Annotated in this window: 14 protein-coding genes; 9 read left to right on the forward strand and 5 right to left on the reverse strand. The window is 66.1% G+C overall.

Translation table 11 applies throughout. The features are described 5' to 3' along the window. The first annotated feature begins 5 nt into the window (after positions 1–5). A complete protein-coding gene (locus ABXH26_RS04625) occupies positions 6–353 on the forward strand; it encodes a histidine triad nucleotide-binding protein (protein ID WP_353565872.1) in 348 nt (115 codons plus the stop codon). Between the two features lie 5 nt (positions 354–358). Then, complete coding sequence (locus tag ABXH26_RS04630) at positions 359–1027, forward strand: esterase/lipase family protein (protein ID WP_353565873.1); 669 nt, start codon at positions 359–361, stop codon at positions 1025–1027. On the opposite strand, the gene bcp is transcribed toward ABXH26_RS04630, so the two are convergent. Genes bcp through ABXH26_RS04645 form a run of 3 tightly spaced genes read right to left on the reverse strand, consistent with a single transcriptional unit; the run spans position 1024 to position 4574 of the window. After that, the gene (gene bcp, locus ABXH26_RS04635; RefSeq protein ID WP_353565874.1) at positions 1024–1491 is read right to left on the reverse strand and encodes a thioredoxin-dependent thiol peroxidase; all 468 of its coding nucleotides are present in this window, start codon (positions 1489–1491) and stop codon (positions 1024–1026) included. The two genes, ABXH26_RS04630 and bcp, sit on opposite strands and share 4 nt — an antisense overlap. Positions 1492–1530: 39 nt before the next feature. After that, a complete protein-coding gene (locus tag ABXH26_RS04640) occupies positions 1531–3864 on the reverse strand; it encodes a DUF6600 domain-containing protein (protein WP_353565875.1) in 2334 nt (777 codons plus the stop codon). A gap of 44 nt (positions 3865–3908) precedes the next feature. After that, the gene (locus ABXH26_RS04645; protein WP_353565876.1) at positions 3909–4574 is read right to left on the reverse strand and encodes a helix-turn-helix transcriptional regulator; all 666 of its coding nucleotides are present in this window, start codon (positions 4572–4574) and stop codon (positions 3909–3911) included. Between the two features lie 108 nt (positions 4575–4682). Between ABXH26_RS04645 and ABXH26_RS04650 the strand changes: the two genes are divergently transcribed. Next, on the forward strand, positions 4683–5783 hold the full coding sequence (locus ABXH26_RS04650) for a phosphotransferase enzyme family protein (protein WP_353565877.1): 1101 nt from the start codon (positions 4683–4685) through the stop codon (positions 5781–5783). On the opposite strand, the gene ABXH26_RS04655 is transcribed toward ABXH26_RS04650, so the two are convergent. Continuing rightward, complete coding sequence (locus ABXH26_RS04655; RefSeq protein WP_353565878.1) at positions 5764–7311, reverse strand: MBOAT family O-acyltransferase; 1548 nt, start codon at positions 7309–7311, stop codon at positions 5764–5766. The genes ABXH26_RS04650 and ABXH26_RS04655 overlap by 20 nt on opposite strands. Continuing rightward, positions 7311–8513: a hypothetical protein gene (locus ABXH26_RS04660; RefSeq protein WP_353565879.1), complete on the reverse strand. Its 1203-nt coding sequence runs from the start codon at positions 8511–8513 to the stop codon at positions 7311–7313. Before ABXH26_RS04660 ends, ABXH26_RS04655 begins: the two co-directional genes overlap by 1 nt. A 92-nt stretch (positions 8514–8605) precedes the next feature. Here ABXH26_RS04660 and ABXH26_RS04665 point away from each other — a divergent pair, with 92 nt between their 5' ends. The 6 genes from ABXH26_RS04665 to ABXH26_RS04690 all read left to right on the forward strand — a co-directional run bounded on the left by ABXH26_RS04665 (position 8606) and on the right by ABXH26_RS04690 (position 14609). Further along, the gene (locus tag ABXH26_RS04665; RefSeq protein WP_353565880.1) at positions 8606–9361 is read left to right on the forward strand and encodes a hypothetical protein; all 756 of its coding nucleotides are present in this window, start codon (positions 8606–8608) and stop codon (positions 9359–9361) included. Beyond that, positions 9358–9957: a class I SAM-dependent methyltransferase gene (locus tag ABXH26_RS04670; protein ID WP_353565881.1), complete on the forward strand. Its 600-nt coding sequence runs from the start codon at positions 9358–9360 to the stop codon at positions 9955–9957. The genes ABXH26_RS04665 and ABXH26_RS04670 overlap by 4 nt, the downstream gene beginning before the upstream one ends. A 5-nt stretch (positions 9958–9962) precedes the next feature. Next, positions 9963–10886, forward strand: a complete 924-nt coding sequence (locus ABXH26_RS04675) for an FkbM family methyltransferase (protein WP_353565882.1) — start codon at positions 9963–9965, stop codon at positions 10884–10886. Further along, positions 10883–11734 carry a hypothetical protein gene (locus tag ABXH26_RS04680; protein ID WP_353565883.1) on the forward strand — a complete coding sequence of 284 codons (852 nt, stop codon included), beginning with the start codon at positions 10883–10885 and terminating at the stop codon, positions 11732–11734. The genes ABXH26_RS04675 and ABXH26_RS04680 overlap by 4 nt, the downstream gene beginning before the upstream one ends. A 73-nt stretch (positions 11735–11807) precedes the next feature. Continuing rightward, positions 11808–13352: an MBOAT family O-acyltransferase gene (locus ABXH26_RS04685; RefSeq protein ID WP_353565884.1), complete on the forward strand. Its 1545-nt coding sequence runs from the start codon at positions 11808–11810 to the stop codon at positions 13350–13352. 6 nt (positions 13353–13358) lie between these two features. Beyond that, entirely contained in the window at positions 13359–14609 is a 1251-nt protein-coding gene (locus tag ABXH26_RS04690) for a hypothetical protein (protein WP_353565885.1), read from the forward strand. Positions 14610–14624 lie beyond the last annotated feature (15 nt).

Genomic DNA, 14624 nt, shown 5'->3' on the forward strand with positions numbered 1-14624 from the left:
CCGCCATGGCGGAAAAAACGCTGTTTGAGAAAATCCGCGACCGCGAGATCCCGGCGACCATCGTCCACGAGGACGAGCATTGCCTGGCCTTCAAGGACATCGACCCGAAAGCACCCACCCACCTCCTGATCGTGCCGAAAAAGCTCATCCCGCGAGTGGCGGAAGCGAGCGCCGAAGATCAAGCGGTGCTCGGGCACATGCTGCTGGTGGCGGGCGAGCTCGCGCGGTCGGGCGGCTTCGCCGAAAAGGGCTTTCGCCTCGTGATCAACAACGGCCCGGACGGTGGCGAGGCCGTGCCGCACCTCCACATTCACGTTCTCGCCGGTCGCGCGATGACCTGGCCCCCCGGTTAGTGCGCATGTCCCGAGTCCTCCTTTTCCTCGTGCTCGGTGGCCTGGCCCTCGCCGAGCCGCAGCCCGCCGGGTGGACCACGCTGAAGGTCGACCGAGTCGTCTTCGTCCACGGCATCTGGCAGAACGAGGCAACGTGTTTCGGCCGCCTGCGGCGCACGCTGGAAGAGCGGGGCGTCGAATGCATCGCCCCCAGCCTGTCGCCGGCTGATGGGCGCGAGGGCCTCGAGCCGATGGCGCAGCAGCTGAAGGACGCGATCGACCTCCGGCTGCCGCCGAAATCGCGCTTTGCGGTGATCGCCTTCAGCATGGGTGGTCTGATCGCCCGCACCTACCTGCAGGATCTCGGCGGCGCAGCCCGCTGCCAGGCCTTGGTGACCCTTGCCACTCCGCACCACGGAACCCGCGCCGCGTTTTTCCACTACGGCAAGGGGGCCGCGGAAATGCGGCCGGGCAGCGTGTTTCTCAATGAACTCGAGGCCGGCCAGCACCGGCTGGGCGACATGCCGCTGCTGTCCTACCGGACCCCGATGGACCTGATCATCGTGCCCTCGACCAGCTCGGTGTGGGATCGCGCGGTCAATGTCGAGGTGCCGGTGGCGATCCACCCCGCGATGACCACCTCGCGCCGGGTGATCGACGACCTCCTGACGCGTTTCGATTTTCCGCAGGGCTAAGCGAGCGCCGCGAGCAGTTGTTGGAGGTGCTCCTTCGGCTTCACCTTCTCGAGCACCGCCTCGATTCTGCCATCGGTCCCGATGAGAAACGTGGTGCGCTCGGTGCCCATCGAGGTGCGGCCGTACATCGACTTCTCGACCCACACGCCGAAGGCCTGGACGAGCTTCCTTTCCTCATCGACGAGCAGCGGGTAGGGCAGCGAGTGCTTTTCGATGAAACGGTGGTGGCTCTTCAACGGATCGATGCTGACGCCGATGACGTCGACCTTGCCCTCAAGCTCGCTCCAACCATCGCGCAGGGCGCAGGCCTGGGTGGTGCAGCCGGGCGTGGCATCCCGCGGGTAAAAGACCAGCGCCAGCCGGCGGCCGCGGAAATCTTTCAGATCGACCGGCCGCGCGGTGCCATCGGGCAACGCAAGCTGGCCCGCGAACTCGGGGGCGGGATCACCGACTTGAGGTTTCACGCCGCCGAGCATGGGTGCCCGGCGGCCTGACTCAAGCCCTCACCGGCCGCGGCGCTGCTGGCGCTCTTCCTGGATCTGGCGCAGTCGCTCCTGCTGCTGGCGAGCGCGCTCCTGGGCGGCTTGCCGGGCCTGGTCCTGTTGCTGGCGGGCGCGTTCCTGCTGCTCGCGCAGGCGTTCCTGATTCTGGCGCTGCCGTTCCTGCTGCTGGCGGGCGCGTTCCTCGGCCGCCTGGCGCGCCTGCTCCTGCTGCTGACGGGCGCGTTCCTGGGCGGCACGCCGGGCCTCCTCCTGCTGCTGGCGGGCTTGTTCGCGGGCTTGCTGGCGTTGCCGTTCCTCCTGTTGCTGGCGCATCTTTTCCTGGGCTTGCTGGCGCTGCCGCTCCTGCTGTTCGGCGCGTTGCTGGGCAGCGCGGCGGGCCTCCTCCCGCTGTTGGCGCATCTTTTCCTGCGCCTGCTGGCGCTGCTGCTCCTGCTGGGCAGCCCGTTGCTGGGCGGCCTGACGAGCCTGCGCCTGCTGCTGGCGCGCCTTTTCCTGCGCCTCCTGCTTCTGCTGCTCCCGGCGGGCGCTGCGTTCGTCCGCCGTACGGCGGGCGGCTTCCTGCTGTTGGCGGAGCTTTTCCTGAGCCGTCTGGCGCTGCTGTTCCTGCGCGCGTTGGCGCTGTTGCATGGCTTCCTGGGCAGCCTCCTGCTTCTGACGGAGGGCGCCATTGCCGCTCGGCTGGCGGGGAGAAGACGTGCCCTTGCCGGCCTGCTGCATCTTTTCCCGCAGGCGTTCCTGCTGCTGCTTCAGCTGGTCGGCCCGGGCCTGGCGGGCGGCGGCCTGGTCCGTGGCGGCTTGCTGCCTTTTTTCACGCTGAAGCTCCTGCTGGGCTTTCAGCTTTTCGGCCTGAGCCTGCTGGGCGGCGCGAAGGCGATCGGCCGCGGAACCGTTTCCCGGCATGGTCGGGCGGGGTCCGCGATCGACTTGAGGGCGTCCTTGATCGGGACGCGGGCGATTCCCGGGGACTCCGGCGGGCGTGGGCTTCCAGTGCTCCAGGCGCTTCTTGATCTGTTGGTTGCGCCCGTTGACCGCGGCCAGGCGATTCTGGCGGAGCTGCTGCTGGCGGGGCTGGTCGAATTTTCCGGCCCACTGCTTCTGGGCCTGCTCGCGCTGGCGGCGCTGGTCCTCGAAGCGCTTCATCCATTCGCGATTGACCCCGCCCGGGGCGCGCTCGACGCGGAGGTCCTGCAGCCTTTTCGCCACCTTCGGCGGGCGGATCGCGGGGTTCCACGCGGCATTCAAGGACGGGGCGAAGACGCGGATGTCGCGATCGCGCTGGTGCGGCAGGCGCATGCCGGGATGGCGGATGCCACCGATCGGATCGATCTCGATCCGCCGCACGGGCCAGGGTCCGTGGACGTGCTTGCGCAGCGCGGCGTAGGCCGGGCCGCAGGCCATGGGGCGGCCGTGGGCGTAGTAGAAATTGGTGCACGGCCGTGCCTGACCCCAGAAACCGCGATACCGGTTGAACGGCACGCAATGGCGCCAGATGGGCGCGGCGATGTAGCGCTCCTCGACGAAGGTGAACCACGATTCGCCGATGCCGAAATCGGCCTCCACGCTGACGCCCCAGCCGTGGCCTGAAACGCCGAGCGTTTCCGGCGGCAGCGGGGCCCAACCCACGTGGCCGCCGCCATGGCGCCAGGCCACCCAGGCCGGAGCCCATTCCCCGCCGGGCACCCAGCACCAACCGCGGCCTGCCAGCAGGACCCAGCGGCCGTAGTGATAGGTCGCCCAGCCGAAGGGCTCCTCGGATATCCACATCCAGCCGCGGTCGCTGCACACCCACCGGCCATGCGTGTAGGGGCGCCAACTGCGGTCCTGCACGACCACGGTCGGCTGGAAAATGTATCCGTAGTCCGGCGTATCGAACCACTCGCCCTGGTCATCCAGCGAGTTGTAGAACAGTCCGTAATCGGCCACCGGTTCCTGGTAGCTTTCGGGCAGCGGCTCGATCTCGTCCTCCAGCGCCTCGCGGCCGGCGAGTTCCTTTTCCCGCTCGGTCAGTTCGTTTTCCCAAGCCTCGAGCATCGCCCGCTCGGCGTCGGGGGCGTCGTCATCCACGGTGACCGCCACCGGCACGGAATCGACCGGATCGATCTCGCCGAGGTCCTCGTTGTCGACCGCGTTCATGTCCTCCAGCGCGATCCGTTCGGCTTCGAGCCGCTGGCGCTCGGCTTCGAGGGCCTCGCGCTCCAGGCGGGCGGCCTCGCGGGCTTCATCGAGCGCCGCGATGGCGGCATCGTCCCCGCCCCGGTCGCTGGTTTGGGAAATGCGGTCGCAGCCGGCGATCAGGCAGGAGCCAGCGAGCAGGAGAAGGATCGGTTTTTTCATGGCAACACGGAGGTTCGGTTCGTCAGACCGGGGCGAGCGCCAGTTTATTCACGAACTCCGAGAGTCGCTACCTCATAGTCGATCCGCGCCGGGCCGCCGCGCCCGCCCGGCACCTCCCGGCGGACCACCCGGCTGCCGAGCAGCTCCTCCATCATGCGCAGCTCATACTGGATCGCGTTCGGGTAGGCTTCCTGGATTTCCCGCAGGGGGTGATGGTATTCCTCGATCCGGAACCCCCGGTCGGCATCGTACTTGCAGCGGCCGAAGCAGCCGATCTTTTCGCGCAGCGAGGAAAGGATGGTGGCCTTTTCGACCATCGATTTCGCCCGGTTGAGCCGCGGCTGCCAGCTGGTGCCGAGATTTTGGAAATACTGCAGCAGCAGGCGCTCCGGGGCGGCATCGCCATACACCTGGCGGGCGGCGTCCAGCAGGCCCAGCGACATCTCGCGCGCCGCCTGCGGAAACAGTCCGTCGGCCTTCGGGGCCAGCCGGTACATGATCTCGGGCCGCCCGACCTCGGTGCGCGGCACCCGCCAGGTTTCCAGATAGCCTCGTTTCTTGAGCGCCTCGCACTGGTCCTTGACGCCCATGTAGCTGCCGCCGATCCGCCGCTGGAGCTCGGGCACGGGCAGGCCGCCGGAGATCTTCAGCTCCTCGAGGATTTTCAGCCACGGCGCCTTCACCAGATCGCGGAACCCTTTCGACAGCACGATGGGAAACTCCCGGCTGGCGGGGCCTGAGGCAATCGAAATCCCCGCCGTCCGGGGCGCGCGGGTTTCTCTTGTCGGAATCCTTCCAGCCGACCGACGATCCGCGCCGTGCAGGACCTGAAGGCGATTTCCCGACTCTTTGAAACCCGCGCCGACTTCCTGACGGCGCGACCGCACGGCTCCGGCCACATCAATGACACCTTCTGCGCCACCTACAACCAGGCCGGACGCGAGATCCGCCTGATCCACCAGCGGATCAATTCCCATGTGTTCCGGAACCCGGAGGCCCTGATGGAAAACATCGACCGGGTCACCCGCCATTCGCTCGCCCGGCTGGTCGAGGCCGGCCACTCCGAGGCCCACCGCCGCACGCTGACCCTGATTCCCTCTTGCGATGGCCTGCCGTGGGCACGCGATGCCGAAGGCGGCTACTGGCGGACTTTCCCCTTCATTGAGGGGGCGCTGGGCTACGAGGAAATCGAGAACCTCCGCCAGGCCGAGGAGGCCGCCAAGGCTTTCGGCGAGTTCCAGAAGCTCGCCGCCGACCTGAAGGGGCCGCGCCTGCACGAGACCATCCCGGATTTCCACCACACGCCGAAGCGCCTCGACGCGCTGCGGGCGGTCCTCGAAAACGCGCCGAAGGACCGCATGGAGCGGGTCGGCGACGATCTCGAGTTCGCCTTTTCCCGCGCAGCGGACGCCCGCGTCATCACCGACCTGATCGCCTCCGGGGACGTGCCCGAGCGGGTCACCCACAACGACACCAAGCTGAGCAACGTCCTGCTCGACGAGGCCACCTCGGAAGGGGTGTGCGTGATCGACCTCGACACCACCATGCCCGGCTCGGTGCTCTACGACTTCGGCGACATGGTGCGGACCGCCTGCCCGACCACGCGCGAGGATGAAGTCGACCTGTCGGTGATCGACGTGCGGATGGACCGCTTCGAGGCCCTGATCCGCGGCTACCTCGCCGCCGCCAGTTTCCTGGTCCCGGCGGAGGTGGAGCATCTCGCCTTCTCCGGCAAGCTGCTGGCGCTGGAGTGCGGCATCCGTTTCCTGACCGACTACCTGGACGGCGACCACTACTTCAAGACCCACCGTCCCGGCCACAACCTCGACCGCTGCCGGGCGCAGTTCGCCCTGGTCCGGGCGATCGAGAAACGCCTGCCGGAGATGGAGGACGTGGTGGCTAGAACTGAAAATAAATGAACTCCGAAAGCTGGTCGAACCCGCGGCCCACGGCATAGAGCAGCCCGAGGGTGAACAGCAGCCACGGCCAGCTCGGGCGCCATTGCCACCAGCGGCGGGCCCCCCACGGATCGAGCGGCTTGAGTCCGAGCGCCGGGCGGTAGCGGCGGAGAAACTGCTGGGTGTTCGGCAGCAGCCACACGATCACAAGCCCGCCGACGATCGGCCGCAAGGCGCGGGATTTCGTCACCACGATCACCGAATCCCCGGGCCAGCCGGAGAGACCATGAAGTCCGAACATCGAGGCCAGGACGGACTTGGTGGCAGCGAGGGCCGCGGTGGTTGATCCCTCCGGCCCGAGTTCGAAGTTGCCCGCCCGGAAGGGAATCCATGCCAGGGCGACGGCGAAAAAGGTGAGGACTCCGGAAGCCGGGAGCGGCAGCGCGGGAAAATCGAGGTGTTTCCGTAAGTGGTGCCAGAAATGGTTCACGCACAGGTAGAACCCGTGGAGGGCGCCCCACATGGCAAAAGTCCAGCCCGCGCCATGCCACAGCCCTCCGAGCAGCATGGTGGCCATCAGGTTGAGGTAGCGGCGGGCGGTGCCCTTGCGGTTGCCGCCGAGGGAGATGTAGAGGTAGTCGCGCAGGAAGCGGGAAAGCGTCATGTGCCAGCGGCGCCAGAAGTCGATGACTGACGCCGCCTTGTAAGGTGAATGGAAATTCAGCGGCAGGCGGATGCCGAACAGGCGTGCCGAGCCGATGGCCATGTCCGAGTAGCCCGAGAAGTCGAAGTAGATCTGCAGCGTGTAGGCGAGCATCCCCGCCCACGCCTCGCCCATGGTGAGGGGGCGATCCCCCGCCGCGGCAAGCCCGAAGATCGGCGTCGCGGTCCGCGCCAGATAGTCGGCCAGCACGACCTTCTTGAACAAACCGAGTGCCAGGCAGGTGATCCCGACCGAAAGGTCCAGCGACCGGATCCCGCGCGACTTTTTTTCCGAAAACTGCGGCAGCATCTCCCCGTGGTGGACGATCGGTCCCGCGATGAGCTGGGGGAAGAAGGTGACGAAAAGCAGGTAGTCGATGAAATGGTATTCCTCCGTTTCCCCGCGCCACGCATCGACCAGATACGCCACCTGCTGGAAGGTGAAAAAGGAGATGCCGAGAGGCAGCACGATGTCGGGAAGGTCGAGACCGTTGCCGGTCAGCGCGGCTAGGGTCTTGTCGAACAAGCCCGCGTATTTGAAATAGCCGAGGAGGAGAAGGTTCGCGGTCACGCCGGTCGCCAGCGCCGCCCGTCCCGCGGGCCTACCGCGGCGACCCGAGATCAGGCGGCCCACAAAATAATTGGCCACGCAGGAGCCGAGGATCAGGGCCAGGTAGCGCGGCGTCCACGGCTCGTCCGGCGAGGGCTTCCACCACCCGAAGTAGACCAGGCTCGCCAGCACCAACCACCCGAGCCCGACCCGCAACGGCGCCCGCCGCAAGGCTTGGTAGCCGACCAGGACCACCGGCAGGAATATCAGCAGGTAGATGTAAGAGTTGAACAGCATCAGGGATGGCCGACGGAGGACTCGATCAGGGCTTCCTTCCAGCGGATGTCTTCGCGACCGGTCGTGGCCACATACTGTCCACAGGAATGCCTCACGCGCTCGAACCAGGCGTCGAGGTTACGCGCCGTCACGCGGGTTCCATAATCCGGCGCGGCGCATTTCCAGCCCATCACGCGGGCCTGGATGATGCCGCCGACCTCGTCGGTGTAGTGGTCGAGGTCGGTCCAGTGCTCCATCATCCCGTCGCCCTCAGGCAGCGGATCATCGTTGAGCGGATGGGCATCCAGGAAATCCCAGAACTCCACCGGCGGGCCGCCGCCCCCGGCCGCGTTGGCTCGGTCGACGATTGCCAGCAGCCTTCGGCGTTCGTTTTCAAACAGCACCGGGGGATCCGTGGCATCGGTCGCCCGGAGGTGGCGTAGGGCGTGGGTGGGGTGGAAAAGCAGGATCAGCCGCGTGCCGCGCCGCCGCGCCTCGAGTGCCAGGTCTTCGACCAGAACCGCCTTTTCCTCACGCACCGTGGCGGCACCGCGACCATCCGCCAGCATCCCGAATTCCGCCTCACCGGTGATCTGCTCCCGAATGAAGGCGATCTGCGGCTTTCCCCGGGCCTTCCTTGACCGGACTCGCTGGCCGCCGGGCGCATATTGCGGAAGAACTCCCTTCCAGGACCTCTTCAGCGTCTCCAGCGAGGCTTCGGCGGTGGAGATCCCGATCAGGTAGCGAAGTTCTCGATCGGGATCCTGCCGGCTGGCCAACGGCGAGGCGTAGAAGTCCCCCATCGGGCGCGTGTCCAGGTCGGACGAAAGATCACCGGGATCGACGCCGAGAATGGCGATCTCCAGTGCATGGTGCCGCATCGCGTAGCGGCACATGGCCGTGCTCTCGTAGAGGAAGCCTCCGCTGCACCCGAGGTTCAGCACGTCGTCGCGACCCCAGCGCGGATCGGTGGGATCAAAGGCATTGGCCACCCGCGAGGAGCCGAAGAAGCCGACGCCGAGCTCGCCGGCGGAGCGGACCATGCCGGCCTTGGCCGTGCGGATCTGCGACGACACGTCGCGATAGGCGTCCAGCTGGTCGTCGGCCCACGGCACCGGCGTCACCCGCCAGGGATTGACCCGGGTGTTCAGGATGAAGGCGGCCACCGAGACCCCGACAACGGCGGCAATGAGCCATGTGGCGTAAGCTCGAGGTGCGGACATCCGGGTCGTTATCGGGCATCCCTCGCGGCCGGGCAAGCGTGGGGAAACGACTTGCGCGCGGGGCGCCCGGATGCCTATCCACGGGGCCTCGGATGGTCATTTCCCACCAGCACAAGTTCATCTTCATCAAGACCGCCAAGACGGCGGGAACGAGCGTGGAGGCCTTCTTTTCGCCGCGTTGCGGCCCGGACGACGTCTTCACCCCGACCCGGCCCCCCGTGGAGGGTCACCAGCCGAGGAACTGGCAGGGCTGGTTTTTTCCGCTGAAGGAAATCCTGAGCTTCAACTACCCGATCGACCGCCGGGTGTTCGCCGAGCGCCGTTTCCTCACGCCGAAAAGGACCGTCGCCGACATGGTGAAGCGGCGGAAGTTCCACGAGCACATTCCGGCGCGGATCGTCAAGCAGCGGGTGCCCCCCGAGGTCTGGAACGGCTACCACAAGTTCACCATCGAGCGGAACCCGTGGGACAAGACGCTTTCCCACTATCACATGCAGCGCTCCGTCCGCGGCGGGACGATGACGCTCGACGAGTACTTCGAGCGCGGCGAGTTCTGCGTGAACACCAGCCTATACTGTGATGAGCGCGGCGGGCTGATGGTCGACGAGGTTATCCCCTACCACGAGCTGGCCGCCGGGATCGGGCGCCTCTGCGATCGCTTTGGCATCCCCTATGAGGGCTCGCTCGGCGTGCGCGCCAAGGGCGATTACCGCACCGACCGCCGCCACTACAGCGAAGTATTGGAGCCCCGCCACTTGGAAATTATCGACCGGGTTTATCGCAAGGAGATCGACATGCACGGATTCATCTACGAGGACCATCGTAACCCCACGCCCCAGACGCCATGAGCATCATCGCCCGTTGGAAAGAACGCCGCGCCCTCGCCAAGTGGGAGGCCGCCGGCCGGCCGGCCCCGCCACCGCACGCGGTGAAGCAGCGCAACATCCACGATTACCGCCAGCGCTTCGGCCTGGAGGTGATGGTCGAAACGGGGACCTTCAAGGGCGACATGGTCGAGGCCATGAAGCACGACTTCAAGAAGGTCTACTCGATCGAGCTAGCGGACCATTTCCACGCCGCCGCGGTGGAGCGCTTCAAGGGAGACGGCAACGTCGAGATCCTGCACGGTGACAGTGGCCGGGTGATGGAACAGCTGGTGCCGAAGCTCGAGGGCCCGACCCTGTTCTGGCTGGACGGCCATTATTCGGCCGGCAATACGGCCCGCGGCGACAAGGATACGCCGGTCATGGAGGAGCTGGGCCACATCTTCGCCCGCCCGGATTTCCGCTGCGTGATCCTCATCGATGACGCCCGCTGTTTCCAAGGCCAGAGTGACCAGGTTTATCCCGGCATGGACGAGGTGCGGGCCTTCGTTTCCAGCCACCGCCCCGATTGGAAGGTGGAGGTCGATACTGACTGCATCCGTATCACGCCGCCCCACTGAGCCGGATGAAGCCGAGCCCCTACAAACGGTTCGAGAAGGCCTTCAAGAGCGCCTACCTGAAGCCCCTGACCCTGCTGCGCTACGGCACCCTCAAGCCGACGCGGGCACGGCTGCACGGCAGCCCCCACTGGATCTACATCGACGCCGGCGATCCCTGCGCGATCAAGAAGGTCGTGGAGGAGCCGCTGCGTGGAAAAGTCTCCGACAACCTGGCCTTCTGGCGCGACTTCATCGCCCACCTGAAGCCGACCCTGATCGTCGATGTCGGGCTCAACTACGGCGAATGCCTGTTCGGCGCCGACTATCCCGAGGACACCCGGATGTTCGGCTTCGAAGCCAATCCGCGGCTGATTCCACACTTGGAAAAAAGCCGCGACGGTCATCCGGCGGGCGAACGGATGACGATCACCCACTGCCTGGTTTCGGACGCGCCGGCCGACGGCGTCCCGTTCCTCGTCAACCCCGACTGGAGCGGCAGCTCCTCCGCGGTGAAGGAGTTGAACGACCGCCCCGAGGCGCTTGAGTTCAGGCTGCCCGCGCGGCCGGTCGATTCCGTCGTTCCGCCCGAGCAGGCGGACGGGGCCACGCTGCTGTTCAAGATGGACATCGAAGGCTACGAAAGCCGTGCTCTGAAGGGCTTCGTCGGGACCTTCAGCAAGGCGGCCCGGGCCGTGGGCTTCATCGAATTCGACGGCCAGTACATCCGTTGGGCGGGTGAGGATCCGGATGACTACCTGAACTGGCTGCAGCAGCATTTCCGAACCTACCGCGTCGTCTCCGCGAAACACAAGAAGCTGGCCGAGGTGACCTGTTTCGCCGACGTGCCGAAGCTCCATGGCGACCCGAACCGCGTCCACACCGACCTGGTGCTCGTTTCCCACGCCACGCCCGATGGCTGGCTCGCCCCCGGCTGGAGCCTGACCGCATGACCGACCTTCCGCCCCTGTCCGACGAGTTGCGCGCTGAGATCGAGGGCCTGGCCAACGATCTGGATGCCTTCCGCACGCGGCGGCCCCGCGCCACCCCGACCGGCCAGCTTGAGGATCGGCGCCACGCCCTGCTGGCCCGCCACACCAGCCGGCCTCCGACCGAGAAGCTGACCTGCATCGGCGACAGCAACACGATGTTCTTCGCCGGCGCCGAGCACCTGCGCTTCATCCGCTACCGGCGCAGCGGGTTGTGGAAGCCGAACTGGATCAACCGCGGGCTCGACTTGCTCCCCTGCTTCCGCGTGTTCCACGTGGGCCCCGCGACGGCTTGGAAAGCCGGCGACCATGGTTCCTCCACCCGCTCGCGTGAGAAGCTGGAGATCCTCCTGAAAAAGGACGTCGCTAAGGGCTCCAAGGTCCTCATTTCCTTCGGGGAGATCGACTGCCGCATCCACATGGCCCGCGCCATCCAGGCAGGAAAGGACCTCCATGAGGCCGTGGCCGCGACGGCCACCAAGTTCGTCGAGCTTCCGGCCTGGATCGCCTCGCAGGGCTTCGAGCCGGTGATCTGGGGGCCGCCGCAGATCATCCCGAAGGACGAGAAGCTCAGCAGCCCGACCTTCCCCTTCGTCGGCCCCTGGGAACTGCGGCGGGACATCACCTACGCCTTCATCGATGCGCTGGACCGGGAATGCTCTACCCGCGGTTTCCCGATGATCGCGATCGCCGGCCTCTATCACCCCCGGGAGGCCAAGGCCGACCTGTCGTTCTTCCACGACGGCGTCCACCTCTCGCAGCGCCTCATGCCCCTGGCGCTGAGTGCCCTTCACGAGGCCGGGGTGTTCTGAGCCGCGCCCGGACTCCATCCATTCGCCCTCGACAAAGTTCCGACCTCCTTCGACAACGCCGTCCGCGCCCGGGATGCTCTTCAATTCGTACATCTACCTGCTGATTTTCCTCCCGCTGACCTACGCGGGCTTCCTGCTTTTCCGCAGGACCGGTCTGCGCGCGGCGATGGGTTGGCTGGTTCTTGCCTCACTCATCTACTACGGCTGGTGGAACCCGAATCCCGCCGAGCCTTGGAACCCCGCCTTCCTCGGCCTGATCGTCGGCTCGTGCCTGGCGAATTTCTTTTTCGGCCGCTACCTCGCCCAACACCATGGCCCCCGCGGGAAACGGATGCTCGCCCTCGGGGTCACGGCCAACCTCGGGTTGCTCGGCTATTTCAAGTATGCCGGGCTGTTCACCAAGACCATCGTCGCCCTCACCGGTGCCGGATTGACGATTCCCGACGTGCTGCTGCCCCTCGGCATTTCCTTTTTCACCTTCCAGCAGATCGCCTACCTGGTGGATGCCTACCGGGGGGAAACGAAGGAATACCGCATCACGGACTACTTCCTTTTCGTCACCTTCTTCCCCCAGCTCATCGCCGGCCCGATCGTCCACCACAAGGAGGTCATGCCCCAGCTCGAACGGACCCGCTCCTCCGGTCGCCGGTCGATCGACCTGTCCGTGGGCCTGACCATCCTCGCCATCGGCCTGTTCAAGAAAGTCGTGCTGGCGGACAACTTCGCGCCCATCGCCACCCGGCTTTTCGAGCAGGCATCGCTTGGCGAGCGCCACCTCACCATGGGCGAGGCCTGGGCCGCGACCATTGCCTACGCGCTGCAGATCTACTTCGACTTCTCGGGCTACTCGGACATGGCCATCGGCTCGGCACGCCTGTTCGGGATCCGCCTGCCGGTGAACTTCCACTCGCCCTACAAGGCGACCTCGCTGATCGAGTTCTGGCGCCGCTGGCACATCACGCTCTCCCGCTTCCTGCGCGATTACCTCTACATCCCGCTCGGCGGCAATCGGCTCGGCGTTTCCCGGCGCTACTTCAATCTTTTCCTGACCATGCTCCTCGGCGGCCTGTGGCATGGCGCCGGCTGGACCTATGTTCTCTGGGGTGCCCTCCACGGATTCTACCTGTGCGTGAACCATGGCTGGGTCGCGCTCAGAAAATCGCGCGGCTGGCCGAAAATGCCCGCCGTCCTCGGCGGCGCGCTGACCTTCCTGGCAGTGCTGGTGGCCTGGGTCCCATTCCGGGCGGGAAGCTTCGAGTTGGGCCCTCACGGATCGACCACCGCCGCGCTCGATGCCATCCGCTCGGTGCTTGAATCGATGTTCGGATTCCACGGCATCTCCGCCTGGCCGGACCGCAGCAGCTACGTGGTCAAGGCAAGCCACGCCTACCGGGCCATCGCCTGCGTTCTCCTCGTCTGGCTGTTGCCCAATACCCAGCAGTGGATGCGCCGCTATCAACCCGCGCTCGGCCTGCGGAGCTTCTCCAAGCGGCCGATCCTTGGATCGCGCATCACCTGGCGCCCGACGCCGAAGTGGTCGATCTTCGTGCTCCTGCTTCTGCTCGGGGTGATCTACCAGTTCGACAAGCTCAGCGAGTTCATCTACTTCCAATTCTGAGCCGACGTGAACGTTTCCCCACCGAAAACCTTCCGACGCTTCAATCGCAGCGTGCTGATCACCCTGGCGCTGATCGTGACGGCCTTCGGATTTTTCAATACCTGGGTCAACCCGCTGTGGGTGACCCCGACTCCGTGGACCAATAACGGTTTCGCCGAGTACCGTCCGATTTACCGCCAGCAGCGGACCGGCAAGGCCGGACTCGTGCGCGCGAAGGACTGGGATGTGGCCTTCTTCGGCTCCTCGCGGGTCGACATCGCCTACAACCCGGCCCTGCCCGAGTGGGGGGACTTGCGGGTCGTCAACCTCGCCATGAGCGCGAGCACCCTGCCGGAAACCGCGGCCACGGTCCGATACACCCTGAAGCATCGGTCCCTCGACCTCGCCATCGTCGGAATCGACCTCGGTGACCTCACCACCGATGCCACCAAGTGGCGGTCCACCGGCTTCATGGAATCCCCCCTCAATCCCAAGGGGGACTCCGCCGAGCGGGAGCTGCGCTACATTTTCGGCTGGTCCACGTTCGAAGCTTCCTACAAGGCGATGCGCAACGAGGTGACCGGCCGGTTGCCCGAATACACGCCCCTCGGACACCGCCTCCGCCACCAGGATCAGGCCGACGTGCGCACCATCATCTACCGGGATGCCATCCCGCACGCCCTTCGCACCACGGCCCAACGGCACGCCCGCTACGACGGAGCCACGGAGTGGAAATCCTCGCTGCTGCGCCAGATTCTCGACGACTGTGCCGAGCACGGCACGAGGCTGGTGCTGGTCATCCCGCCGAACCACGCCACCTACATCGGGGTGTTCCACGAAACCGGAGATCCCGACCCCTGTTTCCGGGCCGACCGGGAGGCTCTCGTGAAGGCGGCCGAAGCCTCGCACGCCTCCCACCCCGGCTCGCCCGAGGCGGTGATCTGGGATTTCAATGATTTCCATCCACTGAACGCCGAACCCATCCCGCCCCATAATGTCCGCATGCACTGGTGGCTCGATGGCACCCACGCCCGCAAGGAACTGGGGAACATCCAGCTTTCCCGAATTATGGGGTGGGAGGTTCCGGAGATCGGAAAGGACTACGGCATCCGACTGAACCGCGACAACCTCGAGCAGCGGATCGACTCGATGCGGCAGGGCTACCTCGATTTCAAAAGGAACCACCGCGACATGTGGGAGTGGATGGTGGAGCAGATCGACAAATACGACACGGGCGTGGAAATTCCGTCGGCGGGCTGCCTGACTGATCCGTCCTGAGGCAAAGTCGCCGAT

Source organism: Haloferula sargassicola, assembly GCF_040362925.1.
Taxonomy (GTDB): Bacteria; Verrucomicrobiota; Verrucomicrobiia; order Verrucomicrobiales; family Akkermansiaceae; genus Haloferula; species Haloferula sargassicola.

Bases quoted from the DNA above. Each gene is read 5' to 3' on its own strand.
- ABXH26_RS04675 (WP_353565882.1), top strand. From the start codon at position 9,963: ATGAAGCCGAGCCCCTACAAACGGTTCGAGAAGGCCTTCAAGAGCGCC.
- ABXH26_RS04655 (WP_353565878.1), bottom strand. From the start codon at position 7,311: ATGCTGTTCAACTCTTACATCTACCTGCTGATATTCCTGCCGGTGGTC.
- ABXH26_RS04680 (WP_353565883.1), top strand. From the start codon at position 10,883: ATGACCGACCTTCCGCCCCTGTCCGACGAGTTGCGCGCTGAGATCGAG.
- ABXH26_RS04665 (WP_353565880.1), top strand. From the start codon at position 8,606: ATGGTCATTTCCCACCAGCACAAGTTCATCTTCATCAAGACCGCCAAG.
- ABXH26_RS04640 (WP_353565875.1), bottom strand. From the start codon at position 3,864: ATGAAAAAACCGATCCTTCTCCTGCTCGCTGGCTCCTGCCTGATCGCC.
- ABXH26_RS04630 (WP_353565873.1), top strand. From the start codon at position 359: ATGTCCCGAGTCCTCCTTTTCCTCGTGCTCGGTGGCCTGGCCCTCGCC.
- ABXH26_RS04660 (WP_353565879.1), bottom strand. From the start codon at position 8,513: ATGTCCGCACCTCGAGCTTACGCCACATGGCTCATTGCCGCCGTTGTC.
- ABXH26_RS04670 (WP_353565881.1), top strand. From the start codon at position 9,358: ATGAGCATCATCGCCCGTTGGAAAGAACGCCGCGCCCTCGCCAAGTGG.
- ABXH26_RS04625 (WP_353565872.1), top strand. From the start codon at position 6: ATGGCGGAAAAAACGCTGTTTGAGAAAATCCGCGACCGCGAGATCCCG.
- ABXH26_RS04685 (WP_353565884.1), top strand. From the start codon at position 11,808: ATGCTCTTCAATTCGTACATCTACCTGCTGATTTTCCTCCCGCTGACC.